Origin of the sequence: Tabrizicola flagellatus (assembly GCF_008271465.1) — a bacterium.
Classification (GTDB): Bacteria; Pseudomonadota; Alphaproteobacteria; order Rhodobacterales; family Rhodobacteraceae; genus Tabrizicola; species Tabrizicola flagellata.
Window position 1 is genome coordinate 64713 of the sequence record NZ_VMDU01000011.1, and the last position, 24838, is coordinate 89550.

Consider the following 24838-nt stretch of genomic DNA (forward strand, 5'->3'; position numbering starts at 1 on the left):
ATGGACAGCTTCCTTTCCGGTCTCGAACTGCTCGCCCGCTGGGACGTGATCGCCGCCCTTCTGGTCGGATCGATCGGCGGCGTGCTGGTCGGCGCCATGCCCGGCGTCGGGGCGGCGGTGGCCATCGCCATCGCCCTGCCCGTCACCTTCTCGCTCGAGCCCATCGTCGGGCTGACGCTCCTCCTCGGCATCTACGGCTCGTCGATGTTCGGCGGCGCGATCCCTGCGATCCTGGTCAACACGCCCGGCACGCCGGTCAACGCGCTGACCACCTATGACGGCTATCCGATGACGAAACGCGGCGAGTCGCGCCGGGCGCTGAGCCTGGCCTATTCGGCCTCGTTCTACGGTGCGGTGGTCTCGATCCTGGCGCTGATGCTGCTGGCGCCGGTGCTGGCGAAGGTCGCCCCCCTGTTCGGCGCGCGCGAGATCTTCCTCGCGGCCCTCCTGGGCATCGTGCTGGTCGTCGTCACGCATCGCGGGCAGGTGCTGCCGGCGGCGATCCTCGCCTGTCTGGGCATCTTCCTGGCCACCATCGGGATCGAGCCCTCGGCCTACACGCAGCGCTACACCTTCGGCCTGTCATGGCTGCAATCCGGCGTCGATCTGATCGTGGTGGTCCTGGGCCTTTTCGCGATCAGCCAGGCGCTTGTGCTGCTGATGAGCCAGGACAAGCCCGTCGATCTGCCAAGGGTCGAGAAGACCGGATTCTTCCGCCAGATGCGCGAACTGTGGGTCTATCGCCGCATCGCTACCGTCGCCTCCTCGCTGGGCGTGATCTGCGGCATGATCCCCGGCGTGGGCGAGTTCATGTCGCAATTCATGTCCTACAGCTATGCCCAGCGCACCTCGAAGACGCCCGAACGGTTCGGAAAGGGCAACCCGGAAGGCATCGTCGCCTCCGAGGCCGCCAACAACTCGGTGCCGGCGGCGGCGATGATCCCGCTCCTGGCCCTGGGCATCCCCGGCGAGGAGCTGACGGCGATGATGCTGGCGGTGTTCTATGTGCACAACGTGGTGCCGGGGCCGCGGCTTTTCGCCGAGCAGATGGATTTCATCTATGCGCTCTACATCAGCCTCTTCCTTCTGAACGTCATCGTGGTGGTGTTCCTGTTCTTCGCCACCCGGACGCTGATGAAGGTCATGCTGATCCCCAGCCGGTTCCTGGGCATGATGATCCTGACCTTCAGCCTGATCGGCATCTACACGCTGCGCAATTCGCTGACCGACATCGCCATCGCCTCGGCCTTCGGGCTGTTCGGCTTTGTCCTGAAACGGCTGGAGCTGCCGACCTCGCCGATCATCCTGGGCATCGTGCTGGGCAAGCTGATGGAGGACCGGCTGCGCACCGCCATGGCGCGGGTGCGGGAGCCGTGGGACTTCATCGACCGGCCCATCGCCTTCGTCCTGTTCCTGATGATCCTTGCCGCCCTGGGCGCGCAGGTCTGGACCGTGGTGAAGGCGCGGCGCGAAGGGGGCTCGCATGACTGACCTGATGGCCCGGCGCCGGGCGCTTCTGGGGCCGAACGTCTCGACCTTCTACGACGACCCGGTGCATCTTGTGCGGGGCGAGGGCGTCTGGCTCTGGGATGCCGAGGGGCGGCGCTATCTGGATTGCTACAACAACGTGGCCCATGTCGGCCATTGCAACCCGCGCGTGGTGCGGGCGATCTGCGATCAGGCGGCGACGCTCAACACCCATACCCGCTATCTGCACGAAGGGATTCTCGATTATGTCGAACGGCTGACGGCGACCTTCGACGACCCGCTCAAGACCGCGATCCTGACCTGCACCGGGTCCGAGGCGAACGACATCGCGCTGCGCATGGCCGAGGCGATGACGGGCAAGCGCGGGATCGTGGCGACCGACGCGACCTATCACGGCAACACGGCGCTGGTCAGCCACCTGTCGCGGTCGAACGTGCCCGAAGTGGGCTTCGGCCTGGGCCAGTACCTGCGCCATGTCGAGGCGCCGGACAGCTATCGCATCCCCGATCCCGACGGCCAGCGCTTCGCCGCGCAGGTCGAGGCCGCGATCGCCGATCTGGAACGCTCGGGCGTGGGTTTCGCCGCGCTGATCGTCTGCCCGCTGTTCCTGAACGAAGGCTTTCCGACGCAAGCCGAGGGCTGGCTGCGCCCGGCGGCCGAGGCCGTGCGCCGCGCGGGGGGCCTGCTGATCTGCGACGAGGTGCAGTCCGGTTTCGGTCGGTCGGGCAGCCATTTCTGGGCGCATCAGCGGCAGGGCGTGGTGCCGGATGTGGTGACGATGGGCAAGCCGATGGGCAACGGCCACCCGGTCGCGGGCCTGGTGACCAGCGCCGAGATCATGGCGCGGTTCCGGGGGGCCTTCCGCTACTTCAACACCTTCGGCGGCAATCCGGTGTCCTGCGCGGCGGCAATGGCGGTGCTGGACGAGTTGCAGGAGCGGAACCTGCAAGCCAACGCCGCCCGCATAGGGCTTCTGGCGCAGCGGCGGCTGGGCGAACTGGCCGCGAAATACCCGGTCATCGGCGATGTGCGGCAATCGGGCATGGTGTTCGGCGCGGAATTCGTGCTGGACCGGCAGACCAGGGCCCCGGCCTCGGCCTATGCCGACCGGGTGGTGAACCGGCTGCGCCAGCGCGGGATCCTGCTGTCGAAGCTCGGGCGGCACAGGAACACGCTGAAGATCCGCCCGCCGATGCCCTTCGCCGAGGACCATCTGGACCTGCTGATCGCCACGCTGGACGAGGTTCTGGCCGAAACCCCGGTGGCGGCATGAGCGAGTCCCTGGCCGAGGCGCTGGCGCTCTGGGGCCTTCCGGCCGGTGACTGCACCTTTGTCGCCGGGCGCGAGAACCGGGTGTGGCGGGTCGAGACGCTACAAGGCGCCTACGCGCTGCGGCTGCGCCGGCCGGGCTATCGCAGCGAGGTCGAACTTCGGTCGGAACTCGACTGGCTGGCGGCGCTGGACCGGGCGGGGATACAGGTGCCGCGCCCCCTGCCCTCGCGCCACGGGCGGCTGCTGGAACGGCTGGGCGAGGGCTTTGCCGATGTCGTGGCCTGGCTACCCGGCCGACCCATGGGGCAAAGCCGCAGGCCGCTGGAGCTGGCGGACCGGGCAGGCACCTTCCGCGCGCTCGGGGCAAGGATCGCGGAACTGCACCTGGCCTGCGACGCCTGGACGCCGACGCCCGGCTTTCGCCGCTGCCGCTGGGACGCCGAGGGGCTGGTGGGCGAGGCCCCGGTCTGGGGCCGGTTCTGGGAGAACCCGACACTCGACACCCCCACGCGCGAGCTGTTCCTGCGCCTGCGCGACGCGGCGCGGGAGAGGCTTGCCGGGGACACTCCGGATTTCGGTCTGATCCATGCCGATCTGGTGCGCGAAAACCTGCTGCTGGACGACACCACGATCCGCCTGATCGACTTCGACGACGGCGGTTTCGGCTATCGGCTGTTCGACCTGGCCACGGTCCTGCTCAAATCCATGGACGAGCCCGACTACCCCTCCTTACGCGCGGCGCTGATCGCGGGCTATCAGGGGCGGCGGCCGCTCGACCTGTCGCATCTGGACCTGTTCATCGCCCTGCGCGCGCTGACCTATGTCGGCTGGATCGTGCCGCGCATGGCCGAGCCGGGCGGGGCCGAGCGCAACGCGCGTTTCGTGGCCGAGGCGCGGGCGCTGTGCGCGGGCTGGCTACGGGACCACAGGGCTTTCACGGGGGGAGGCGAGGCATGACGAAATGCATCCTGGTCATCGGCACGTTCGACACCAAGGCGGACGAGCTCGACTATCTGATCGGCCGGATCCGCGCCCAGGGCGGCGCGGTCCTGGCGATGGATGTCAGCATCCTCGGCGAGGCGAGGATCCCGGTCGATGTCGGCAAGCACGAGGTCGCGGCCGCGGCGGGCGAGACGATCGAGGGTCTCATCGCGCTCGGCGAGGAAGGCGAGGCCTTCGCCCGGATGAGCGCGGGGGCCGCCACCCTGACCCGGCGGCTTTACGACGAGGGGCGCTTTCACGGCATGATCGCGCTGGGGGGCACGATGGGCACCGACCTCGCGCTCGACTGCGCGCAGGCGCTGCCGCTGGGGGTGCCGAAATACATCGTCTCGACGGTGGCCGGATCCCCGCTGATTGCGCCGGACCGGATGGCGGCGGACGTGCAGTTCATCCTCTGGGCCGGGGGGCTTTACGGGTTGAACCCGCTGTGCAGGTCCTCGCTCAGCCAGGCGGCTGGGGCAGTGCTGGGGGCAGCACAGGCGGTGGAGCCGCCCGCCTTCGACCGGCCCCTGATCGGGATGACCTCGCTCGGCTCGTCCTGCCTGAAATACATGAAACGCCTGCACCCGGAACTAACCCGGCGCGGCTATGACATCGCGGTGTTCCACACCACCGGCATGGGCGGCATGGCCTTCGAGCGGCTGGCGGCCGAGGGGCATTTTGCCTGCGTGATGGATTTCTCGGTGCAGGAGTTCGTGAACGCCCAGGGCGGCTCGCTGGTCAGCGCCGGGGCCGACCGGCTGACCGGCGCGGGCCGCAGCGGCACGCCGCAGATGGTGGCGCCGGGGGCGGCCGACATCCTGGACTTCGCCGGCTGGCAGGACTTTCCCGAACGCTTCCGCGACCGTCCGTTCCACGTCCACAACCGCCTGATCAAGAGCGTGGCCTTCACCCCCGAGGAACGCCGTGACCTGGCCCTTGCGATGGCCGACAGGCTCGCCGGGGCGAAGGGGCCGACCCATGTCTTCCTGCCGAAGGGCGGGATCGAGGAATGGGACAAACCCGGCGAGGCCGCGCATGACCCCGAGGGTCTGGCTGCCTTCACCGAGGCCGCCGAGGCCGCCCTGCGCGGGCGGGTGGATCTGACCGTGCTCGACTGCCACATCAACGACGCCGCCTTCTGCGACGCGGTGCTGACACAACTGGATGCCTGGGTGGCGGCGGGCATCGTGCCCCCCGGAAAGGCCGCGGCATGACCGGGCGTTTCGCGGGCAAGGTGGCGCTGGTCTCGGGCGGCGGCACCGGGATCGGGGCGGCGACCGCCCGGCGTCTGGCCGGCGAGGGCGCACAGGTCGTGGTGATGGGGCGACGGCAGGCGCAGCTGGAGGCCGTCGCCGGCCCGATCGGCGCTGCGGTCTGCGTGGGCGACGCCGCCGATCCGGCCGGGGCAGAGGCGGCGGTGGCAGTTGCCCGCGAGCGGTTCGGCGGGCTGGATGTCGTCGTCGCCAATTCCGGCGGGCACGGCTTTGCCACGCTGGCCGAGACGACGGATGCCGACTGGGACGCCGCGCGCCGGGCCAATCTGGACACGGCAGTGATCCTTTTGCGCGCGGCGCTGCCGGAGCTGGTCCGCCGCCGGGGCGCGATCGCCGTCACGGCCTCGATCGCCAGCCTCGCCGCCCCGGCCGGCGCCTTCGGCTATACCGTCGCCAAGCACGCCCAGATCGGTCTGGTCCGCTCCATCGCGCGGGATTTCGGGCGGCAGGGGGTGCGGTGCAATGCCGTCTGCCCCGGCTGGGTCACGACCGAGATGGCCGATGCCGAAATGGACGAGCTTTGCGCCCGGCAGGGTCTGGCCAGCCGCGAGGCCGCCTACGCGCTGGTCACGCGCGACGTGCCCATGGGCCGCCCGGCCCATCCTGACGAGGTGGCGGCGGCGATCGCCTTCCTCTGCTCCTCCGATGCGGCGATGATCACCGGTGCGGTGCTGACGGTGGACGGCGGCTCGACCATCGTCGATGTGCCGACGCTGGCCTTCGGCTGAGGGCGCGGGCCGCGCTATTTCCGGGTCAGCGCAAAGACGCCCGACCCGACGACCAGCGCCGCTCCGATCCAGGTGGCCAGGTCGGGGCGTTCTCCGAACAGGGCCATGGCCAGCGCCATGGCGAAGAGCAGCCGGGTGTATCGGAACGGGGTGACGGCCGAGACCTCTCCGGTCCGCATGGCATAGGTCAGGGCGTGATAGCCGGCCATGCCGAAGACGGTGCCGGCGGCGAGACGGGCGAGATCGGCAAGGTCCGGCAGCCGTGCCCCGCCGCTGACCGCCAGCAGGATCGCCCCGGCGACCGCCAGCATGGCAAAGCCCAGCGCGCCAAGCTGGCGGTTCGACAGGCCCTTCGGCGCCGCGCGGGTTGCGAGATCCCGCCCGGCAAAGCCCAGAAGCCCGACCACGGCCAGCAGCGACAGCGCCGAGAAATCCGCCCCCGGCCGCAGGATGACCAGCACGCCCACAAAGCCCACCAGAACCGCCAGCCAGCGGAAAAGGCTGACCCTTTCGCCAAAGACCAGCGCCGCCCCGGCGACGACGACCAGCGGCGTGGCCTGCAGGATCGCCGAGGTGGTGGACAGCGCGGTCAGCGTGATCGCCAGCCCATAGAACAGCCGCCCGGTGATCTCGAACCCGCTGCGGATCAGCATGGGCCGCGACAGGAAGGCGGCGGGCAGGACCGGCTCGCCCTGACGCGCGGCCATGGCAGCGAAGACCAGCATGCCCAGCAGGCCGATGGTCAGCAGGACCTGGCCCAGCGGCAAGCTTTGGGCAGCAGCCTTTACGAACACGTCCTCGATGGCGAAGCCCGCCATCGAGACGGTCATGTAGGCCGCGCCGCGCTGGTTGTCGGTCAGGGCCAAGCCGCCCTCCTCAAGCCCTTCGGGCATTCGTCGGGGGTCTGCGAGGAGTGCCCGAAGGGCTCGACGAGCGTCACCGCGCGCCCCAGGTGTCGGACAGCCGGTAGCCCTCGGGCCAGGGATCGGCGGGATCCAGCATGTGCTGATGCGTCCCCGTGATCCAGGCGCGGCCCGAGATCTCGGGCAGGATCGCGTCCAGATCGCCGACCTTCGCCGCGCCGACGATCCGCCCCTCGAACTGCCCGCCGATCAGCGAGCGTGCGCGCAGCACCTCGCCCGGGCCGATCTGGCCCCGCGCAGCCAGGATCGCCAGCCGCGCCGAAACCGCCGTCCCGGTAGGCGAGCGGTCGATCTTGCCCGGCCGGATCGAGACGGCATGCCGCGTCTCCCAGCCATCGGCGACACGGGTCAGGGGCCCCGCGAAGAGGCAGAACGAAAAGTGCCGCCAGTCCGGGTTCTCGGGGTGGCGGAAGCCCAGCTGCTCATCGGCGGCCCGGGTGATCTCGACCCCCAGTCTCGCCATGGCATGGGCCTCCCCGGGCGCATGGGAAAGGCCGAGGGCGGCCACATCCACCACCACGAAACTGTCGCCGCCATAGGCCGTGTCCACCGTCAGACGGCCCAGCCCCGGCACGTCCAGCGGCACGTCCAGACGGTCGGCGAAGCTTGGCAGGTTCCGCACATGGACCCGCTCGGCCTTGCCATTCCGGCAGTTGGCGCGGACCTTGACGAGGCCCCCTGGCGCCTCGAGCACCAGTTCGGTCACCGGTTCGGACATGGGCAGGATGCCGCTGTCCAGCAGCACCGTCGCCACGCAGATCGAGTTCGAGCCCGACATCGGCGGGTTGTCCTCGGGCTCCATGATGATGAAGCCCATCTGCGCGCGCGGGTCCCTGGGCGGGACCAGGAGGTTCACATGCCGGAACACGCCACCGCGCGGCTCGTTCAGGACGAAGTTGCGCAGGGTCTGATCGCGCCAGAGCGCCTCGCGCATCTTCCACAGGGTCGCGCCGGGGGGTGGGGCGACCCCGCCCACGATCACGTCCCCGACCTCGCCTTCGGCATGGGCCGAGACGACATGAATGGTCTTGGTGCTGCGCATGCTGGCCTCCGTCGCCGGCATGCCAGCAGGAATCGACACATGTATCAAGTTTTCCGGTGCGTCGCAGGCCACGAGGGCCGGGGCGTCAGATCAGCCCGGCATGCTTCATCGCGGCCTTGATCTTCGCCTTGGTCCCGTCGGTCAGCCCGACCAGCGGCAGGCGCACCTCTTCCGAGCAGAGGCCGAGCACCGACAGCGCGTATTTCGCGCCGACGAGACCAGGCTCGATGAAGATCGCCTCGTGCAGCGGCATCAACCGGTCCTGGTATTCCAGCGCCTTGGCATAGTCACCGCGCAGCGTCGCTTCCTGGAACTCGGCACACAGACGCGGGGCGACGTTCGCGGTCACGCTGATGCAGCCGACCCCGCCATGGGCGTTGAAACCCAGGGCGGTCGCGTCCTCACCCGACAGCTGGATGAAGTCCTTGCCGCAAGAGGCGCGCTGCTGGCTGACGCGCTCGATCTTGCCGGTGGCGTCCTTGACCCCGATGATCCGCGGCAGTTTCGCCAGCTGGCCCATGGTATCCGGCGTCATGTCGATGACCGACCGGCCGGGGATGTTGTAGATGATGATCGGCAGGGTGCAGCAGTCGTGCAGCGCGGTAAAATGCGCGATCAGGCCGGCCTGGGTGGGTTTGTTGTAGTAGGGCGTGACGACCAGCGCCGCATCGGCCCCCACCTTCTCGGCATGGCGGATCAGGCTGATCCCTTCCACCGTGTTGTTCGACCCAGCCCCCGCGATCACCGGCACCCGCCCCGCGGCAGCGGCCACGACCTCCTCGATCACCCGCTGATGCTCGGCATGGCTGAGCGTCGGGCTTTCGCCCGTCGTCCCCACCGGCACCAGCCCGTGCGAGCCTTCGGCGATGTGCCAGTCCACCAGTTTCTTCAGCGTCACCAGATCCAGCTCGCCGTTCTTGAACGGCGTCACCAGGGCAGGAAGGGACCCTCTGATCATGACGCTTCTCCTATGATGGGCGGGATTGCCCGGACAGACCGCGCCTGTCTTAGCCGCTGGTCCGCGCAAAGCCAAGTCTCGCCGCTAACGCAGTCGTGGGTTGTAGGGCCGCCCTTGGTCAGGCAGATTCAGGGGCCATGAGCAGCAAGAAAACGATGCGGGCGCTGGCGCTGGCCCTGGCCATCCTCGCGCAACCGGCAGGGGCAGACACGACACAGGCGATGCGGACGGCGCTCGAGCTGGCCGCCGCCAAGGATTACGACGGCGCGCTGGCCGTGGCGCCCTCGGGCGTCGGGCGCGACGTGATCGACTGGCAGCGCCTGCGCGCCGGTGAGGGGCGGCTGGGCGACTACGAGGCCTTCCTGCAACGCCGCCCGGACTGGCCCGGCCTCGCGCTTCTGCGCGAGAAGGGCGAAGAGGCGGTGGCGCGCTCCACCGACCCGGACCGGGTGATCGCCTGGTTCGAGGCAGGGCCTCCGAAAACCGGCAAGGGCGCCATCGCCTATGTGCGTGCGCTTCTCGCAGCGGGCCGCGCGGCGGATGCCGAGACCGAGGCGATGCGGGCCTGGTCCAGCCTGCCCTTCTCGCCCGAGCAGGAGCAGGAGATGATCGGCCTTTCACCAGAGGCCGTGGGCTTCGTCCATGAGGCGCGGCTGGACAATCTGCTCTGGGACGGCCGCACGAAGGAGGCAGAGCGCATGCTGCCCCGCGTTCCGGAGGATCTGCGCGCCCTCGCCCGCGCCAGGATCGCGCTACAGACCCAGGGCAAGGGCGTCACCGGGCTGATCGAGGCGGTACCGAAGCCGCGGGCCGGCGACCCCGGACTGGCCTTCGACCGATTCATCTGGCGGATGAAGAAGGATTTCTACGACGAGGCGGCCGAGCTGATCCTCGAGCGGTCCAAGTCTGCCGAAAGCCTCGGTCGCCCACAGGCCTGGGCGGAACGGCGGGCGCTCCTGGCACGCTGGCTGATGCGGCAGGGTCGCGCGAAAGAGGCCTACCGGGTCGCCGCGAACCACCACCTGCCGACCGACAGCGGCGCCTCGGCCTATGCCGACCTGGAGTTCCTGGCGGGTTTCATCGCGCTGCGCCGGCTGAACGACCCTGCCACGGCCGAGACGCATTTCCGGCATCTCCTGGCCGGCGTCTCGACCCCGATCAGCCTTGCGCGCGCGCATTACTGGATCGGACGCGCGCAAGAGGCGGCCGGCAAGGACGGAACCGCGAGCTACAAGGCGGCGGCGGCGCATCAGACCGCCTTCTACGGCCTGCTTGCGGCCGAACGGCTCGGGCTGTCGCTGGACGAGGGGCTCTTGCGCCGCCCGGCCACGCCGGACTGGCGCGGGGCAAAGTTCACCCAGTCCTCGGTGCTTGCCGCTGTCGAGATCCTGCGCAAGGCGGGCGACAGGACGCTGGCCAAGCGGTTCCTGCTGCATCTCGCCGAGAGCCAGGACACCACGGGCCTGGCGCAGATGGCCGACATGGCGCTGGCCTGGGGCGACCCGCATCTGGCCCTTCTGGTCGCCAAGGCGGGCGCGGAACGCGGGCTGATCCTGCCGCATGCCTATTACCCGATCCCGGATTTCGTGCCCGACGGGTTGAAGGTCAGCCGGGCGCTGGCCCTGTCCATCGCGCGGCGAGAGTCCGAGTTCGACCCGGCCGCCCGGTCCTCGGCCGACGCGCGCGGGCTGATGCAGGTGCTGCCGGGGACGGCAAAGCTGATGGCGGGCAAGCTTGGCAAGGACTTCGACGCCGGCAAGCTGATCTCGGACCCGGCCTACAACGTGACCATGGGCGCGGCCTACCTCGCAGAGATGGCCGCCGAGTTCGGACCCTCGATCGCGCTGATCGCCTCGGGCTACAACGCGGGTCCTGGCCGCCCCCGGCGCTGGATCGGCGAGTTCGGCGATCCCCGTCGCCCGGATGTGGATGTGGTGGACTGGGTGGAAACAATCCCCTTCGCCGAGACGCGGACCTATGTGATGCGGGTGGCCGAGGGCGTGGTGATCTATCGCGCCAAGCTGAAGGGCGCGGTCGGACCGGTCAGGATCACGCAGGAGCTGAAGGGCTGACCCCGAGGGGCGCCAAAATTCTTCGCCGAAGAATCTTGGCGCGGGCGCTCACCTGGGACGGCGGTTTTCCAGCTGCGCCAGCCGCACCTGTCGCAATGCCTCGACCAGCAGCGCGGTCAGGAGGCCAAAGCTGAGGAATCCGTTCACTGCTGCCATTGCCGCCAGGATGCGCCATCCATGCACCGGCACTATGTCGCCCAGCCCGAGGGTCGAAAAGGCGACGATGGCAAAATAGACGGCCTCTTCGAGCCTTGCGAAGGCACCAAGCGCATGCAGGACCAGCGCCCAGACCCAGACGCCGATCGTGACCAATGCCAGCACCCAGAGCCCGACACCGATCAGCATCAGAACCAGCTTCAACCGCTGCGGTCCGGCAATCAGCCAGGGATGGGCACGACGGAACCCGACCTCCAGAAGCAGGGCCGAGATCGCCATGACCACAAGGTTGACGATCAGTAGCCCGGTTCCGATTGCGATCTGTGCGAACATCTTCACCCTTCTGGACTACGCCCTCGGCAAGGCTTATCTCACCGCGATCATGGTGGCAAAGTCCGATCCCAACTCGAAGCTCATCGCCGAGAACCGGCGCGCGCGGTTCGATTACCACATCGAAAGCGATCTCGAGGCCGGGATCATGCTGCTCGGATCGGAGGTCAAGAGCCTCCGGCAGGGCGGAGCGAACATCGCGGAAAGTTATGCGTCGGTCGAAGGCGGCGAGCTTTGGCTCATCAACAGCTACATCGCGCCCTATCTTCAGGCCAGGACCTTCGGGCACGAGGAAAGGCGGCGGCGCAAGCTGCTGGTGTCGAAGAAGGAACTCGGCCGCCTGTGGAGCGCGGTGGGGCGCGAGGGCATGACCATTGTGCCGATGAAGATGTATTTCAACGACCGTGGCATCGTGAAGCTGAAGCTCGGCATCGCCAGGGGCAAGAAGCTTGCCGACAAGCGCGAGACCAGCGCCAAGCGCGACTGGGATCGGCAGAAGGCGCGGCTCCTGAAGCAGAACAGCCGCGAATGATCTTGCACAAATCACACATTTCTTGCCGCATTAGCCGCTTTCTGGCACTCTGACACATACCGGATAGCAATTCCGGGGATAAAGCCGGGCGAACCCGGTGCGGGAACCGGCGAAAGAGGGAAGGGTTGAGTCATGGGTATGGAACTGATCATCCAGATCATTGCGGGCCTCCTGGGCGGCAATGCGGCGGGTGCCGGGCTGAAGAACCTCAGCCTGGGGACGGCAGGCAACTCGGTCGCGGGAGCGGTCGGTGGCGGGCTTGGCGGCGTCCTGATGGGCATGCTCGGCGGTGACGCAGGGGCAGCGGCCGGGGCGGCGATGGAAGGGCTCGACATCGGCGCCATCATCCAGTCGGTCGCGGGTGGCGGCATCGGTGGTGCCGTGCTGACGGCGATCATCGGCATCCTGAAGAAGGCCCTGGTGAAGTAATCGCCCTGGCGCGGGGGCCGCTGCGCCCCCGCGCCGCTTGCACCGCCCCTTGCGCCATGGGTATATCCCGGGGAACGCTCGGGAGGCCGCTCATGACCCCATCGCCGCAGGACGACCCAAGGACGCTGGTCTCGACCGACTGGCTGGCAAGACACCTGCGCGACCCCGACCTGCGGGTCCTCGACGCAAGCTGGTATCTGCCCGCGCAGAACCGGGACGCCAGGGCCGAATATTCCGCGGCCCACATTCCCGGCGCGCGGTTCTTCGACATCGACGAGATCTCGGATCAGCGGTCGCCGCTGCCGCACATGGCGCCCCCACCGGAAAAGTTCATCAGCCGGATGCGGGCGATGGGCGTCGGCGACGGGCACCAGGTCGTGGTCTACGACGGAGCCGGCATCTTCAGTGCGGCCCGCGTCTGGTGGACCTTCCGCCTGATGGGCAAGACCGATGTGGCGGTGCTGGACGGGGGCTTCCCCAAGTGGCAGGCCGAGGGCCGCGAGATCGAGGACATGCCTCCGGTGATCCGCGACCGGCACATGACCGTTTCCCGCCAGAACCACCTGGTGAAGGATGTGACGCAGGTCGCCCATGCCGCCAAGCTGGGCGAGGCCGAGATCCTCGATGCCCGCTCTGCCGCGCGGTTCCGGGGCGAGGAGCCCGAGCCGCGTCCGGGCCTGCGGCCGGGGCATATCCCCGGGTCGAAGAACATTCCCTTCACCGAGGTCCTGAATCCCGACGGGACGATGAAGCCCCCGGCCGAGCTGAAGTCCATCTTCGAGGCCGCGGGCGTGGATCTGCGGAAACCGGCGATCACCAGTTGCGGCTCGGGCGTCACTGCGGCGGTGCTGTCGCTGGCGCTGGAACGCGTCGGGCACCGCAATCATGCGCTCTACGACGGCTCCTGGGCGGAATGGGGCATGTATGACGATCTGAAGGTGGCGACCGGCCCCTGAGGCTTCTTGCCGAAGCCAGCGGCTTGTGGCACTGGGCTGCCGTCCAGAACCCCGGGAACGCCCATGCTCGAAACGCTTCAGCCCCAGCCGCAGGACAAGATCCTGGCCCTCATCGCCATGTTCCGGGACGACCCCCGGACCACCAAGATCGACCTCGGCGTCGGCGTCTACAAGGATGCGACCGGGCTGACCCCGGTGATGCGCGCGGTCAAGGCAGCCGAGAAGAAGCTGTGGGAGGTGGAGACCACCAAGACCTACACCGGCCTTGCCGGTGAACCCGCCTACAACGCCGCGCTGGTCAAGTTGATCCTCGGACCGGGCTACGCCGACCGCGCGGCCTCGGTCGCGACGCCCGGCGGGACGGGCGCGATCCGGCAGGCACTGGAACTGATCCGCATGGCGAACCCGAAGGCGCGGGTCTGGATGTCGGCGCCGACCTGGCCGAACCATCCCTCGATCGTGAAATACCTTGGCATGACGGGGGTCGAGTATCGCTACTTCGACGTGGCGACTTCGGGCATCGACTTCACGGGCCTGATGGCGGACCTCGAAGGTGTTGGGGCGGGCGACGCGGTCCTCCTCCACGGCTGCTGCCACAACCCGACCGGCGCGAACCTTTCGCCCGACCAGTGGGACCAGGTGATCGCGCTTCTGCAACGGAAAGGCGCGGTGCCCTTCGTCGATCTTGCCTACCAGGGTTTCGGCGACGGTCTGGAAGAGGACGCCGAGGCCACCCGCAAGATCGCCGCAGCCTTCCCCGAGGTGCTGATCGCCGCCTCGTGCAGCAAGAACTTCGGCATCTACCGCGAACGCACCGGGATCCTGATCGCGCTGACCTCCCCCGACCGCAAGGCCGTGGTGCAGGGCAACCTGAACTTCCTGAACCGGCAGAACTACAGCTTCCCGCCCGACCACGGCGCACGGCTGGTGACGATGATCCTCGAGGACCAGGCCTTGACCGCCGACTGGAAGGCGGAACTGGAGGAAGTCCGCCAGAACATGCTGGGCCTGCGCAGGCAGCTGGCCGATGATCTGCGCCGGGCGACCAACTCCGACCGGTTCGACTTCGTCGCCCACCACCGCGGCATGTTCAGCCGCCTTGGCCTGACCGAGGCGCAGGTGACCCGACTGCGCGAGGAACACGGCATCTACATGGTCGGCGACAGCCGCATCAACATCGCCGGATTGAACGCAAGGACCGTGCCCATCCTAGCCGCCGCCATCGCGCAGGTCATCTGAGCTTCATGCTGGCCGTCGTCCTGTCCCTTGCAGCGGCGGCGGCCTTTGCCGCCTCGGCCATGTTCATCGACAGCGTCTCGGGGCGGGTCGGCCCGTTGCAGCTGTCGCGCTGGCAGATGGGGCTGGCCTTCCTGATGACCGCCGCCATCGTGGCCGTCACCGGCGGCTGGCGGACGCTGGACCTGGCGATGATCCTGTGGCTGACCGCCTCTTCCGCCGCGGGCATCATGATCGGCTCGCTGACCTATATCGCGACGATCCAGTATACCGGCCCGCGCATCTCGGCCCTTCTGTTCACCACCGCCTCGCCATTTGCGCTCGCCCTCGGCTTCGGCTTCCGGGGCGAGACCGTCTCCCTGACCCAGGCCGCCGGGGTGGGCCTGATCGTGACCGGGATCGCGCTGGCCGTCATGGGCCCAAGGCAGGACGAGGGCGCACGAACCCCGAAGCCCCTCTGGATCGGGATTTCGCTTGGCCTGCTGACTTCCTTCGCGCAGGCGCTGGGAAGTCTCCTGGCCCGCCCGGCGATGCTGGCCGGCGCCGATCCCGTGGCCGCGATGGGGGTGCGTTCGGGAACCGGGGCATTGTTCTTCATCGCCCTTCTCGCCCTTCCCGCCCTGCGCCCGGTCGCCCTGCCCTCGCGCGGGGAAGTCCGGCAGATCGGGCTCTCGGCGCTGGCCGGCATGGTCGTCGGCATGTCCTTCCTCATGGCGGCGCTTGCCCGCGGAGACGTAGGGATCGTCACCACCCTGTCCTCGACCACGCCGATCCTGATCCTGCCAATGGTCTGGGCCGTCTATCGCCGCCTGCCGGGACCGTTGGCATGGGTGGGGGCGGCATTGGCTGTGGCGGGAACGGCGCTGATCGCCCGGCCGGGGTGACGGCTGGCAACGGTTACGGGGCCGTTTGGCCGCATTTTCTCCGTTCTTTTTGCCGAATCTTAGGCTAAACCGCACAGCGTTCGTGAAGATCCGGGTAATCAGGGCACAGGCATGCCGACGACATTCAACGTCTTCCAGCTGGGCGTCCAGCCCAGCATCGACCCGAACGAGGGCAACCAGGTGGCCGAGAACGCCGGCGCTCTGGTCGGGCTGACCTTCGGCGCGCCGGGTTCGCCGCTGCTCAACACCGCGGCGGTGTTCTCGCCGGGCGCATTCGCGGGCGGAACGGCCAACGCCTACGACATGAACAACAGCCTGTCGAACGACACCTTCCGCATCAACGGGGGTCCGCTGCAGACCTTTGACGGAACCGCGATCTACAACGCAACCGTCACATACCTGGACGGCACGACAGCCACGATCACGGCCGTCATCTTCCAGGACACGGCCGGGAATACCTACTGGGCACCGGAAATCCTGGCCAACCCCGACCAGACCGCGATGGAGGCAAAGCCGATCCGGTCGCTGACGCTAGACAGCGTGAACGGCAGCACCTTCTCGGGGTTGAACGCGGACCGGCAGCCCTGGAACTACCTGATCTGCTATGTGCGGGGCACCCATATCCTGACCCCTGCGGGCGAGGTCCGGGTCGAGGATCTGCGCCCGGGCGATCTGGTCGTCACCCGCGACAACGGCCCCCAGCCGATCCGCTGGATCGGATGCAGCACGGCCCCGGCGCAAGGCAAGTTGGCGCCGATCCGGATCGCGCGCGGTGCGCTGGGGCGCGGGCTGCCGCATCGCGACCTGATGGTCTCGCGCCAGCACCGGATGCTCTTGCGCAGCCCGGTCGTGGAACGCATGTTCGGCTCGCCCGAGGTTCTGGTGCCGGCGGTCAAGCTTCTGAGCCTCCTGGGCGTCGGACAGGTCGCCTCCCGCGATACGGTGGACTATTTCCACCTGCTGACCGACCGGCACGAGATCATCTTTGCCGAAGGCGCCCCCAGCGAGACGCTGCTGACCGGCCCCGGTGCGCGCCAGGCCATCGGCCCCGAGGGGGTGGAAGAGATCGAGACGCTGTTCCCCGGTCTGATCGATGCGGTCAGAACGCCCGCCTGCAAGGTGGTCCACGACGCGCGGGTAGAGCGGCTGATCGAACGTCACGCGAAACACCACAAGAGCTTTGTCTAGCCAGACGTGCCGTTTGGCCCGATAACGGACCTGGCGCCACCGCAGGGCGGCATGGCTCCGGCAGCGGGGGTCAGGGGGCAAGGATGGCGAAGGCGGCAAGGCGGATCACGGCCGAAGAGGCGGCGGCGCTGGTGCGATCGGGCATGTGGCTCGACTACGGCGCGGTGCTGGGCCAGCCGGATGCCTTCGACGAGGCGCTGGCCGCGCGGCTGGGTCAGGTGACGGACCTGCGCTTCCGCTCGGTCCTGACCGCCCGCCCTCGCGCCGTCCTGGAGGCCGACCCCGAGGGGAAGCATATCCACTGGTTCTCAACCCATTTCTCGGGCTACGACCGCCGAAAGCACGATGCGGGGATGGCGCATTACCTGCCGGTGAACCTGGGCGAGGTGCCCGACTACTATCGCCGCTTCATCGACCCGCCGGACATCGCGGTCTTCAAGACCGCGCCGATGGACGAGAAGGGCTACTTCAACTTCGGCCCCAACACGCTGTGGATGCGGGCGCTCGTCGAACGCGGCAAGGTGGTGATCGTCGAGGAGACGCCGACGCTTCCCTATGTAATGGGCGAAGGGACCGGGGTGCATGTGTCCGAGGTGGACTACATCATCCCCGGTTTCGACCGGCCGATGGCCGAGCTTCCGAAGCCCCCCGCGACCGAGGTGGACAAGGCCGTCGCCCGCCTTATCGCGGCCGAGGTCGAGGACGGGTCCTGCCTGCAGATCGGGATCGGCGGGATGCCGAACGCGGTCTGTTCGCTGCTGGCGGAAAGCCCGGTCAAGGACCTGGGCATCCACACCGAGATGATGACGGACGGGATTGTGGACCTGTATCGGGCGGGACGGGTGACGGGGGCGAGAAAGCAGCTGAACCCGGGGAAGATGGTCTGCACCTTCGCGCTGGGGGCGCAGTACCTGTACGACTTCATCGACCGGAACCCGGAGGTGGAGTTCCATCCGGTCGACTACACCAACCTTCCCCACAACATCATGCGGAACGACCGGGTGGTGTCGATCAACAACACCACCCAGATCGACCTTCAGGGCCAGGCTGCATCCGAGACGGACGGGTTCCGGCATATCTCGGGCACCGGGGGGCAGTTGCAGTTCGTGCGGGGGGCCTACGGGTCGAAGGGCGGGAAAAGCTTCATGTGCCTGGCGTCCACCTACGAGAAGAAGGGGGAGCGGAAGAGCCGGATCGTGACGGCGCTGACGCGGGGCAACGTGGTGACGACGCCCCGGACGGACATGATGTATGTGGTGACGGAATACGGGATGGTGAACCTCAAGGGGCGGTCGATTGCCGAGCGCGCGAGGTTGCTCATCTCCATTGCCCACCCGGATTTCCGCGAGGAGCTGGAGCGGGACGCCCACGAGCACCGGCTGATCCCGCGGGGGTTCTTCTGAGGGTGTCCACGGTGGACAAACGGCGGAACGTCAATCGAATCATTGGCTTGGCGTTTTCCGTCAGGGATTTCTTAACCCCAGCCCACGGACCTCCTCGTGCGCCTTCGGCTTCTCGTCGGCGGGACGTGGCGAGGAGTGACGAAGTCATCGACGAGCGGCGGCAGCGCGGGGGGCGCGGCGAGGATCGGTCTGCGCCGCTGCCGCCTCAGCGGCTGGCCCGCCAGGCGGACAGGAGCCCCGCCGCCGCGATCAGACCCATGCCCGCAAAGCCCGGGGCATCGGGCAGCTGGCGGAACACCAGCCAGCCGAGGATCGTGGCAAAGGCGATGTGCATGTAGTTGACGGGGGCGAGCGTCGAGGCCGGAGCCTCGCGGTAGGCCGAGGTGAACAGGAGATGCCCGACCGTCGCGCACCCGGCATAGCCGAGGATCATCAGCGCATCCCCGGCCACCGGCCATGCCGGGACGCCCAGGACCAGCATCAGCCCGACCGACAGCACCGACCCCACGGCCGCAGTGTGGAACAGAAGCGCCATGGTGGTCTCGGTCCGGGTCAGGATGCGGGTCAGCAGGTGATAGCCGGTCCCAAGCAGCGCATTCAGCAGGCAGAGGGCCACCCCCCAGGGATCGAGTCCGCCACCTGGGCGCGCGATCATCAGCACTCCGGCAAAGCCGAGGCTGGCGCAGACCCAGCCCAGCGCGCTGACCCTTTCGCCCAGGACCGGGCCGGAGGCGATCATGAGCAGGACCGGGGTGATGTAGATGATCGCGACTGTCTCGGCCACCGGCATCACCCGCAGCGCCAGAAGCATGGTGACGGTGGCCAGCGCGAGGCACAGACCGCGCACCAGCACCAGGCCGCCGCGCCGCACCCGCCAGACCGCGCTGCGGTGGCGCGGCCACATGGTGACGAGGACGAGAATCAGGTTGATGACATAGCGCGCGGCCAGGATCAGCGGCGCGGCATAGAGCATCGCCAGATGCTTGCCCAGCGTGTCGCCCACCGCGAACAGCAAGGTCGCGGCGATCACCAGCGCCACGCCTTTCAGCGGATTGCCTTCGGGGTGCATTGTCTCTCCTGGGTCTGGCGGACCCTAGACGCAGGCGGCAGCGGGGGGAAGGGCGGCGCAGCAAGGGAAACGGCCCGCAGGGGGAGGTCCTGCGGGCCGTCGTCGTCTCGGTGGCGGACAGGGAGGGAGGAATGTCCGCCGCCGGGTCGTCCGCTTACGAGTGGTAGGCCTGTTCGCCGTGGCTGGTGAGGTCGAGGCCCTGACGCTCGGTGTCGTTGTCCACGCGCAGGCCCATGGTCATGTCCACCAGCTTGAAGGCGATGAAGGACACGACGCCCGACCAGACGATGGTGATCAGCACGCCCTCGATCTGGATCCAGAGCTGGGCCATCATCGCGTAGTCGTCGCCCTTCACCCCGCCGAAGGCGGCGGCCGAGAAGACGCCGGTCAGCACCGCGCCGACGATCCCGGCGACGCCGTGGATGCCGAACACGTCCAGGCTGTCGTCATATTTCAGCTTCAGCTTCACCACGGTGACGAAGAAGTAGCTGGCCAGCGTGGCAAGCACGCCGAGGAGGATCGCGCCCATCGGGCCGATGGTGCCGCAGGCGGGGGTAATGGCGACAAGGCCGGTCACCATGCCCGAGGCCGCGCCCAGCATCGAGGCCTTCCCACGGGTCATGCCTTCGATCGCGCACCAGGCCAGCGTCGCGGCCGCGGTGCAGATGAAGGTGTTGATCATGGCGAGCGTGGCACCACCGTTGGCCTCGAGGTTCGAACCGACGTTGAAGCCGAACCAGCCGACCCACAGCATCGAGGCGCCGATCATGGTCATGACCATCGAGTGCGGCGCCATGTTGTCCTTGCCGTAGCCGAGGCGCGGGCCGATCACGAGCGCACCGACCAGCGCCGCGATCCCGGCGTTGATGTGGACCACGGTGCCGCCGGCAAAGTCGATGGCGCCCTTGCCGAACAGATAGCCATTCGCATCCCAGACCATGTGCGCGATCGGGAAGTAGGAGAAGGTGCCCCAGAGGACCGAGAATGCCAGGACCGACTTGAACTTCACCCGTTCCGCGAAGGCGCCGATCACGAGCGCCGGCGTGATCGCGGCAAAGGTCATCTGGAAGGCGATGAACAGGTATTCCGGGATGACGTAGCCCGCGCTGAAGGTCGCGGCCATGCTGTCGGCGGTCACACCCGACAGGAACAGCTTCCCGGTGCCTCCCCACCAGGGCGAGGTCGAGCCGCCGAAGGCGAAGGAATAGCCGTAGATCACCCACACCAGCATCATCACGCAGGCGATGGCCGTGGTCTGCATCAGGACCGACAGCATGTTCTTCTGCCGCACCAGACCGCCGTAGAACAGCGCGAGGCCCGGGATGGTCATGAACAGGACGAGGACGGTCGACATCATCATCCAGCTGACGTCGCCCTTGTCCATCACCGGGACGACTTCGGCGGCGACCTCGGCGGCGGCTTCGGTCGCCTCGGCCGTGGCCTCCTGCGCCCAGGCGGGCAGGCTGGCCAGAAGGGCGGCAGACAGCGCGCCGAGGCCTGCGAATTTCGATTGCATCTTCATGTCAGGTGTTTCCCCTTTTCCCCGCCGATCACAGCGCGTCGTCATCGGTTTCGCCGGTGCGCACCCGCACGGCATGTTCAACGTCCAGGACGAAGATCTTTCCGTCGCCGATCTTGTCGGTCTTCGCCGTCTTCTGGATGGTGGCCACCACCTGGTCGGCCAGCGCGTCCGAGACCACGATCTCCAGCCGGACCTTCGGCACGAAGTTCACGGCATATTCCGCCCCTCGGTAGATCTCGGTGTGGCCGGACTGGCTGCCGAACCCCTTGATCTCGGTCACCATCATCCCGCGCACGCCGATGGCGGTCAGCGCCTCGCGGACCTCCTCGAGCTTGAACGGCTTGATTGCTGCAATGATGAGCTTCACGTTCTTCCCCTCTGTCTGTTGCAGGCACCCAGGGGTGGGACCTTCACCGGTCATCAGGCAGGGGAATGCTGCGTGCGCACAAGAAACAGCCGAGGATGAGAAGCCGCGTTCCGGGCCTGGGTGCACAATTTTTGCACTTGTCTGGATAGATGCACAATTATTGGGCGGCGACGGAATGCGAATCGTGGCTTGCCCGACTTCGCATTCCGGCAAATCCGGGATAATGTGCCGGTCAAACGGGCCGGAACGGCCAAAGGTAACGATTGGCAGAGCAGGCATGGCATCTGGAAACCGGGGGCGCGGCCCCCTTGTCGCGGACAAGAGATATCCTTCGGCGCGCACGGGCGCCTCTGCCGGTGCCTCGACCGGCGGACCGAGAAAGCCTGCGCCGCCCAATGGCCCGAAGGCTCCGCGCGGAAGGACCCGCAGCCCGCGGCCGGCCCGGCAGCATGGGCTGGTCATGGGCCTGTTCCTGGCGATCTGGCGGGCGATCTGGGGGCTGGTCTGGCGGCTGACCGCAATCGGCGCCCTGGTCTATGCCGGCATCGTCGCCTATTTCTACGCCCAGCTGCCCGAGATGGAGGCGCTGGTGGACGGCCGCGCCCGCGGGTCTGTCACCATGCTGGACCGCAACGGCGAGGTCTTCGCCTGGCGGGGCGAGACCTTCGGCGGCATGGTGACGGCGGACAGCGTGTCGAAGTTCCTGCACGACGCCGTGGTGGCGACCGAGGACAAGCGCTTCTACTGGCATTTCGGGATCTCTCCGCGCGGCATCGCCAGCGCCATCCGCATCAACCTGTCGGAAGGCCGCGGCCCGTTCGAGGGCAACGGCGGTTCGACCATCACCCAGCAGACGGCCAAGCTTCTGTGCCTCGGGGTGAAGTGGGACCCGAATGTCTGGAAGTCCGAGGCCGACTACGAGAAGGACTGCCGCAAGGGCGGCATCTGGCGCAAGTTGAAGGAAGTGCCCTTCGCCATGGCGATGGAGGCGAAATATTCCAAGGAAGAGATCCTGACGATCTACTTCAACCGCGCCTATCTGGGGGCGGGCGCGCGGGGGTTCGAGGCGGCGGCGCAGCGTTATTTCGGCAAGTCCGCCAAGGAGGTCAGCGCGGCCGAGGCGGCGATGCTGGCGGGGCTTCTGAAGGCACCCTCGACCTATGCCCCGACTGCCAGCCTGGAGCGGGCACAGAACCGGGCAAATGTGGTCATCGGGCTGATGGAGGAGCAGGGCTATCTGACCAAGGCCCAGGCCGACGAGGCGCGGGCCAAGCCTGCGGTGCTGTCGAAGGCCGCCAAGCAGCGCGCCGGCGGCTATTTCGCCGACTGGGTGATGGAGACGACGCCCGACTACCTGGCCCGCGACACGACCGAGGATGTCATCATCGAAACGACGCTCGACCCCGAGATCCAGCGCAAGGCGGAAGAGGCGCTGAAATGGGTGTTCGAGAACAAGGTCAAGGCCGGGTCCGAGGCCCAGGCGGCCATCGTGGTGATGAGCGCGGACGGCGCGGTGCGGGCCATGGTCGGCGGGCGCAACGTGCCGAACGCGGGCGACTTCAACCGCGCGACCCAGGCGCTGCGGCAGACCGGATCGACCTTCAAGCCCTTCGTCTATGCGGTGGCGATGGACCTGGGCTACAGCCCGATGGACTATGTCGAGGACAGCCCGATGTGCATCTACACGCCGGGCTCGGGCGACTGGTGCCCGCAGAACTACGACCGCAAGTTCAAGGGCACGATCACCCTGACCCAGGCGCTCGCCGAAAGCCGCAACATCCCGGCGGTGCGGGTCAGCGAGGCGGTGGGCCGCGACCTGGTGAAGCAGGTCGCGACCGACTTCGGCCTGGCGCAGAACTTCGCCGATGGCCCGGCACTTGCTCTGGGGGTGTCGGAATCGACGCTGATCGACATGACCGGCGCCTTCGCGGGCATCCTGAACGGCGGCTCGGCGGTCACGCCCTTCGGACTGCAGGCGCTGCGCCTGAAAGGGATGGACGAGCCCCTGTTCGGCGCCGGCGGCGGGATCGGCGAGCGGGTGATCAGCGAGAAGGCCGCTCATGCGCTGACCTACATGATGACCGAGGTCCTGAACGGCGGCACCGGCACCCGCGCCCGCCTGAAGGACCGCGAGGCCGCCGGCAAGACCGGCACCACGCAAAGCGCGCGCGACGCCTGGTTCGTGGGCTTCACCGCCGATTATGTGGTTGGGGTGTGGATGGGCTATGACGACAACCGCCCGCTGACCGGCGTCACCGGCGGCGGCCTGCCGGCCGAGATCTGGCACGAGGTCATGGTGCGGATCAACGAGGACGTCCCGCCGAAGCCTCTGATCAAGGAGATCCCCGAGTCCACCTATGCGCCGATCGGCGAGGGCGCGGGCGAAGGCGCGGTCAGCGCCGAGGACGTGCCCTATTTCGACGACCCGAACGCCCCGGTCTTCAACGGCGAGTTCTACGAGGATCCGGTGACCGGCGAGAGCGTGCCGATCTACGACGGCGCCCCGCCGGCGGGCGCCGTCATGGAAGGCCCGGTGAACGACGATCTTGCCAGCCGGATCAACGATCTTCTGGGCGGGAACTGAGACACGGCAGCACTTCAGGAGGGCTCGTCGTCGCCTTCGGCGCTCCTCGCGCGGGGGGCGCCCGCGACGAGGAGACGAAGTCGAACGAGGAGCCTCGGCCTAAAGCGTGCGCAGGTCGGCGATCAGCCGGTCGAGGTCGCCCTTGCGCTGGTCCAGAAGCGCACCCATTTCGGTGCGTTCCGAGGCCAGCATGTTCACGCCCTCGATGATGATGTTGAAGAACAGGCTCTTGCCCGACTTGTCGCTGACGTGCCAGCGGACCTCGAACGGTGCCTGACCCTTCAGCTTCGCGGTCGAGATCACCTCGTAATAGCTTTTCACCGCCCTGGCCTCGGCCACCTCGATGCGCCCGCCCTCGAACTCGCGGAAGCGGCGGCCGTACTTGCGGCTGATGTAGCCCTGGAAGGCGCTGGTATAGGCCGAAAGCTGCGCCTTCGTGGCCGAACGCGCCGCGGTGCCCAGGACCGATCGGGCGATGGTGGGCACGTCGGCATAGCGGGCAAAGAGCTTCTCGAAATCCTTCAGCATCGCGCTTTCGGACCTGCCCGAGTTGATGATGCCCTGGATGTCGGCAACGGTCTTGTCCACCAGCCCCTTGGCCGCCTCGGCCGTCAGCGCCAGAGCCGGGCGTGGCAGCGCGAACGCTGCGACTGCGGCGGCGAGACTTGCGGCAAAGCCGCGGCGCGAGAGGCTGATGTCATTCTGCATAGGGGTCCTCGTAGGGGTCGATGAATGCGTCGTCGCCAGCACCTTCGGCGCTGCCCGCCGCCTTGCCCCGCGCCAGCTGGAACCGCCGGTTCTGAAGGTAGAGAAGCCGCGCCTGGGCATAGCTGTCCGCACTTTCATATAGGATCGAATCCACCGTGGCCGAGAAGCGGTCGCGATCACCAAGCCGTGAGATGAGCCGGATGATGCGTGCCGCGTTGGCCTCGCGGACCGGCAGGGCGTTGCTGACCGGATCGAAGACGGTATCGACGATCATCCCCACCGTATCGCGGGCGGTGGACGGTCCGGCCAGGGGCAGTTCCAGATAGGGCCCCTCTCCCACCCCCCAGACGTGCAGCGTCTCGCCGAAATCGGTGGGTTTGCCCTCCAGCCCGATGGCGGAGGAGAAGTCGAACAGGCCCGCGACGCCGAAGGTCAGGTTCACGCCCAGCCGCAGCGTGTTCTGCCCCGCATCGGCCAGGCGGAGCTGCAACAGGTTGTTGGCGATGTCGCCGGGCAGGTTCAGCGTGTCGGCCAGGTTGCCGATCCCGCGCTTGACGGGTTCGGGCACGATGCCGACGCCCTTCGAGGCCGGGCCGACCAGCGTGCGGTCCACCGCCTTGTTCAAGCCGTGCACCTTGCGGTTTGCGGGCTCGAAGGGGTCGTTGATCGCATCGGGATCGGAGGGCGCGGCACAGGCGGCAAGAAGCAGGCATGCCGACATCACCATTGCCGA

General features: G+C 68.0%; 23 protein-coding genes. 14 read left to right on the plus strand and 9 right to left on the minus strand.

The features are described from left to right. The 5 genes from FL625_RS13755 to FL625_RS13775 are packed head-to-tail and all read left to right on the plus strand — an operon-like array spanning position 1 to position 5746. The gene (locus FL625_RS13755) at positions 1-1491 is read left to right on the plus strand and encodes a tripartite tricarboxylate transporter permease (protein WP_149589256.1); all 1491 of its coding nucleotides are present in this window, start codon (positions 1-3) and stop codon (positions 1489-1491) included. Then, positions 1484-2761 (plus strand): aspartate aminotransferase family protein, encoded by a 1278-nt coding sequence (locus tag FL625_RS13760; protein ID WP_149589257.1) that lies wholly within the window; start codon positions 1484-1486, stop codon positions 2759-2761. The genes FL625_RS13755 and FL625_RS13760 overlap by 8 nt, the downstream gene beginning before the upstream one ends. Further along, a complete protein-coding gene (locus tag FL625_RS13765) occupies positions 2758-3717 on the plus strand; it encodes a phosphotransferase (RefSeq protein ID WP_149589258.1) in 960 nt (319 codons plus the stop codon). The genes FL625_RS13760 and FL625_RS13765 overlap by 4 nt, the downstream gene beginning before the upstream one ends. Continuing rightward, positions 3714-4958 (plus strand): Tm-1-like ATP-binding domain-containing protein, encoded by a 1245-nt coding sequence (locus FL625_RS13770; RefSeq protein WP_149589259.1) that lies wholly within the window; start codon positions 3714-3716, stop codon positions 4956-4958. Before FL625_RS13765 ends, FL625_RS13770 begins: the two co-directional genes overlap by 4 nt. Continuing rightward, positions 4955-5746, plus strand: a complete 792-nt coding sequence (locus FL625_RS13775) for an SDR family NAD(P)-dependent oxidoreductase (RefSeq protein WP_149589260.1) — start codon at positions 4955-4957, stop codon at positions 5744-5746. The genes FL625_RS13770 and FL625_RS13775 overlap by 4 nt, the downstream gene beginning before the upstream one ends. 14 nt (positions 5747-5760) lie before the next feature. On the opposite strand, the gene FL625_RS13780 is transcribed toward FL625_RS13775, so the two are convergent. From FL625_RS13780 to dapA, 3 genes are all read right to left on the minus strand, one after another. Further along, on the minus strand, positions 5761-6639 hold the full coding sequence (locus tag FL625_RS13780) for a DMT family transporter (protein ID WP_435532708.1): 879 nt from the start codon (positions 6637-6639) through the stop codon (positions 5761-5763). A gap of 43 nt (positions 6640-6682) precedes the next feature. Further along, positions 6683-7711, minus strand: a complete 1029-nt coding sequence (locus tag FL625_RS13785; RefSeq protein ID WP_149589261.1) for a trans-3-hydroxy-L-proline dehydratase — start codon at positions 7709-7711, stop codon at positions 6683-6685. 85 nt (positions 7712-7796) lie between these two features. Continuing rightward, positions 7797-8669 carry a 4-hydroxy-tetrahydrodipicolinate synthase gene (gene dapA, locus FL625_RS13790; RefSeq protein WP_149589262.1) on the minus strand — a complete coding sequence of 291 codons (873 nt, stop codon included), beginning with the start codon at positions 8667-8669 and terminating at the stop codon, positions 7797-7799. A 137-nt stretch (positions 8670-8806) separates the two neighbouring features. Here dapA and FL625_RS13795 point away from each other — a divergent pair, with 137 nt between their 5' ends. After that, positions 8807-10741 (plus strand): lytic transglycosylase domain-containing protein, encoded by a 1935-nt coding sequence (locus FL625_RS13795; protein ID WP_149589263.1) that lies wholly within the window; start codon positions 8807-8809, stop codon positions 10739-10741. A gap of 48 nt (positions 10742-10789) precedes the next feature. On the opposite strand, the gene FL625_RS13800 is transcribed toward FL625_RS13795, so the two are convergent. Then, a complete protein-coding gene (locus FL625_RS13800; RefSeq protein WP_235019417.1) occupies positions 10790-11176 on the minus strand; it encodes a potassium channel family protein in 387 nt (128 codons plus the stop codon). A gap of 103 nt (positions 11177-11279) precedes the next feature. Here FL625_RS13800 and smpB point away from each other — a divergent pair, with 103 nt between their 5' ends. The 7 genes from smpB (at position 11280) to FL625_RS13835 (ending at position 17855) form a co-directional block, all read left to right on the plus strand. Continuing rightward, positions 11280-11759: an SsrA-binding protein SmpB gene (gene smpB / locus FL625_RS13805; RefSeq protein WP_149589290.1), complete on the plus strand. Its 480-nt coding sequence runs from the start codon at positions 11280-11282 to the stop codon at positions 11757-11759. A 132-nt stretch (positions 11760-11891) separates the two neighbouring features. Then, the gene (locus FL625_RS13810) at positions 11892-12188 is read left to right on the plus strand and encodes a hypothetical protein (RefSeq protein WP_149589265.1); all 297 of its coding nucleotides are present in this window, start codon (positions 11892-11894) and stop codon (positions 12186-12188) included. A 92-nt stretch (positions 12189-12280) separates the two neighbouring features. Continuing rightward, positions 12281-13144, plus strand: coding sequence for a 3-mercaptopyruvate sulfurtransferase (gene sseA, locus FL625_RS13815; protein ID WP_149589266.1), 864 nt, complete (start codon positions 12281-12283; stop codon positions 13142-13144). A 63-nt stretch (positions 13145-13207) separates the two neighbouring features. Beyond that, on the plus strand, positions 13208-14383 hold the full coding sequence (locus FL625_RS13820; RefSeq protein WP_149589267.1) for an amino acid aminotransferase: 1176 nt from the start codon (positions 13208-13210) through the stop codon (positions 14381-14383). Positions 14384-14388: 5 nt separating this feature from the next. Further along, positions 14389-15264 carry a DMT family transporter gene (locus FL625_RS13825; RefSeq protein WP_149589268.1) on the plus strand — a complete coding sequence of 292 codons (876 nt, stop codon included), beginning with the start codon at positions 14389-14391 and terminating at the stop codon, positions 15262-15264. 111 nt (positions 15265-15375) lie between these two features. Then, positions 15376-16452 (plus strand): Hint domain-containing protein, encoded by a 1077-nt coding sequence (locus FL625_RS13830; protein WP_149589269.1) that lies wholly within the window; start codon positions 15376-15378, stop codon positions 16450-16452. A gap of 83 nt (positions 16453-16535) precedes the next feature. After that, the gene (locus tag FL625_RS13835) at positions 16536-17855 is read left to right on the plus strand and encodes an acetyl-CoA hydrolase/transferase family protein (protein WP_149589270.1); all 1320 of its coding nucleotides are present in this window, start codon (positions 16536-16538) and stop codon (positions 17853-17855) included. Between the two features lie 205 nt (positions 17856-18060). Here FL625_RS13835 and FL625_RS13840 read toward each other — a convergent pair whose 3' ends face one another. From FL625_RS13840 to FL625_RS13850, 3 genes are all read right to left on the minus strand, one after another. Continuing rightward, positions 18061-18924: a DMT family transporter gene (locus FL625_RS13840; RefSeq protein ID WP_149589271.1), complete on the minus strand. Its 864-nt coding sequence runs from the start codon at positions 18922-18924 to the stop codon at positions 18061-18063. A gap of 154 nt (positions 18925-19078) precedes the next feature. Then, positions 19079-20446, minus strand: a complete 1368-nt coding sequence (locus FL625_RS13845) for an ammonium transporter (protein WP_149589272.1) — start codon at positions 20444-20446, stop codon at positions 19079-19081. A 28-nt stretch (positions 20447-20474) separates the two neighbouring features. Continuing rightward, positions 20475-20813, minus strand: a complete 339-nt coding sequence (locus FL625_RS13850) for a P-II family nitrogen regulator (protein ID WP_149589273.1) — start codon at positions 20811-20813, stop codon at positions 20475-20477. 277 nt (positions 20814-21090) lie between these two features. Between FL625_RS13850 and FL625_RS13855 the strand changes: the two genes are divergently transcribed. After that, the gene (locus FL625_RS13855; protein ID WP_149589274.1) at positions 21091-23397 is read left to right on the plus strand and encodes a transglycosylase domain-containing protein; all 2307 of its coding nucleotides are present in this window, start codon (positions 21091-21093) and stop codon (positions 23395-23397) included. A 99-nt stretch (positions 23398-23496) separates the two neighbouring features. Here the strand turns inward: FL625_RS13855 and FL625_RS13860 are convergent, their stop codons facing one another. Beyond that, positions 23497-24105, minus strand: a complete 609-nt coding sequence (locus FL625_RS13860; protein WP_149589275.1) for an MlaC/ttg2D family ABC transporter substrate-binding protein — start codon at positions 24103-24105, stop codon at positions 23497-23499. Beyond that, positions 24095-24826, minus strand: coding sequence for an MlaA family lipoprotein (locus FL625_RS13865; RefSeq protein ID WP_149589276.1), 732 nt, complete (start codon positions 24824-24826; stop codon positions 24095-24097). Before FL625_RS13865 ends, FL625_RS13860 begins: the two co-directional genes overlap by 11 nt. Between the last annotated feature and the right edge of the window lie 12 nt (positions 24827-24838).

Coding starts and splice junctions, on each gene's coding strand:
- FL625_RS13755 (WP_149589256.1), top strand. CDS start 1: ATGGACAGCTTCCTTTCCGGTCTCGAACTGCTCGCCCGCTGGGACGTG.
- FL625_RS13760 (WP_149589257.1), top strand. CDS start 1,484: ATGACTGACCTGATGGCCCGGCGCCGGGCGCTTCTGGGGCCGAACGTC.
- FL625_RS13765 (WP_149589258.1), top strand. CDS start 2,758: ATGAGCGAGTCCCTGGCCGAGGCGCTGGCGCTCTGGGGCCTTCCGGCC.
- FL625_RS13770 (WP_149589259.1), top strand. CDS start 3,714: ATGACGAAATGCATCCTGGTCATCGGCACGTTCGACACCAAGGCGGAC.
- FL625_RS13775 (WP_149589260.1), top strand. CDS start 4,955: ATGACCGGGCGTTTCGCGGGCAAGGTGGCGCTGGTCTCGGGCGGCGGC.
- FL625_RS13780 (WP_435532708.1), bottom strand. CDS start 6,639: ATGCCCGAAGGGCTTGAGGAGGGCGGCTTGGCCCTGACCGACAACCAG.
- FL625_RS13785 (WP_149589261.1), bottom strand. CDS start 7,711: ATGCGCAGCACCAAGACCATTCATGTCGTCTCGGCCCATGCCGAAGGC.
- dapA (WP_149589262.1), bottom strand. CDS start 8,669: ATGATCAGAGGGTCCCTTCCTGCCCTGGTGACGCCGTTCAAGAACGGC.
- FL625_RS13795 (WP_149589263.1), top strand. CDS start 8,807: ATGAGCAGCAAGAAAACGATGCGGGCGCTGGCGCTGGCCCTGGCCATC.
- FL625_RS13800 (WP_235019417.1), bottom strand. CDS start 11,176: ATGGCGATCTCGGCCCTGCTTCTGGAGGTCGGGTTCCGTCGTGCCCAT.
- smpB (WP_149589290.1), top strand. CDS start 11,280: ATGGTGGCAAAGTCCGATCCCAACTCGAAGCTCATCGCCGAGAACCGG.
- FL625_RS13810 (WP_149589265.1), top strand. CDS start 11,892: ATGGGTATGGAACTGATCATCCAGATCATTGCGGGCCTCCTGGGCGGC.
- sseA (WP_149589266.1), top strand. CDS start 12,281: ATGACCCCATCGCCGCAGGACGACCCAAGGACGCTGGTCTCGACCGAC.
- FL625_RS13820 (WP_149589267.1), top strand. CDS start 13,208: ATGCTCGAAACGCTTCAGCCCCAGCCGCAGGACAAGATCCTGGCCCTC.
- FL625_RS13825 (WP_149589268.1), top strand. CDS start 14,389: ATGCTGGCCGTCGTCCTGTCCCTTGCAGCGGCGGCGGCCTTTGCCGCC.
- FL625_RS13830 (WP_149589269.1), top strand. CDS start 15,376: ATGCCGACGACATTCAACGTCTTCCAGCTGGGCGTCCAGCCCAGCATC.
- FL625_RS13835 (WP_149589270.1), top strand. CDS start 16,536: ATGGCGAAGGCGGCAAGGCGGATCACGGCCGAAGAGGCGGCGGCGCTG.
- FL625_RS13840 (WP_149589271.1), bottom strand. CDS start 18,924: ATGCACCCCGAAGGCAATCCGCTGAAAGGCGTGGCGCTGGTGATCGCC.
- FL625_RS13845 (WP_149589272.1), bottom strand. CDS start 20,446: ATGAAGATGCAATCGAAATTCGCAGGCCTCGGCGCGCTGTCTGCCGCC.
- FL625_RS13855 (WP_149589274.1), top strand. CDS start 21,091: ATGGCATCTGGAAACCGGGGGCGCGGCCCCCTTGTCGCGGACAAGAGA.
- FL625_RS13860 (WP_149589275.1), bottom strand. CDS start 24,105: ATGCAGAATGACATCAGCCTCTCGCGCCGCGGCTTTGCCGCAAGTCTC.
- FL625_RS13865 (WP_149589276.1), bottom strand. CDS start 24,826: ATGTCGGCATGCCTGCTTCTTGCCGCCTGTGCCGCGCCCTCCGATCCC.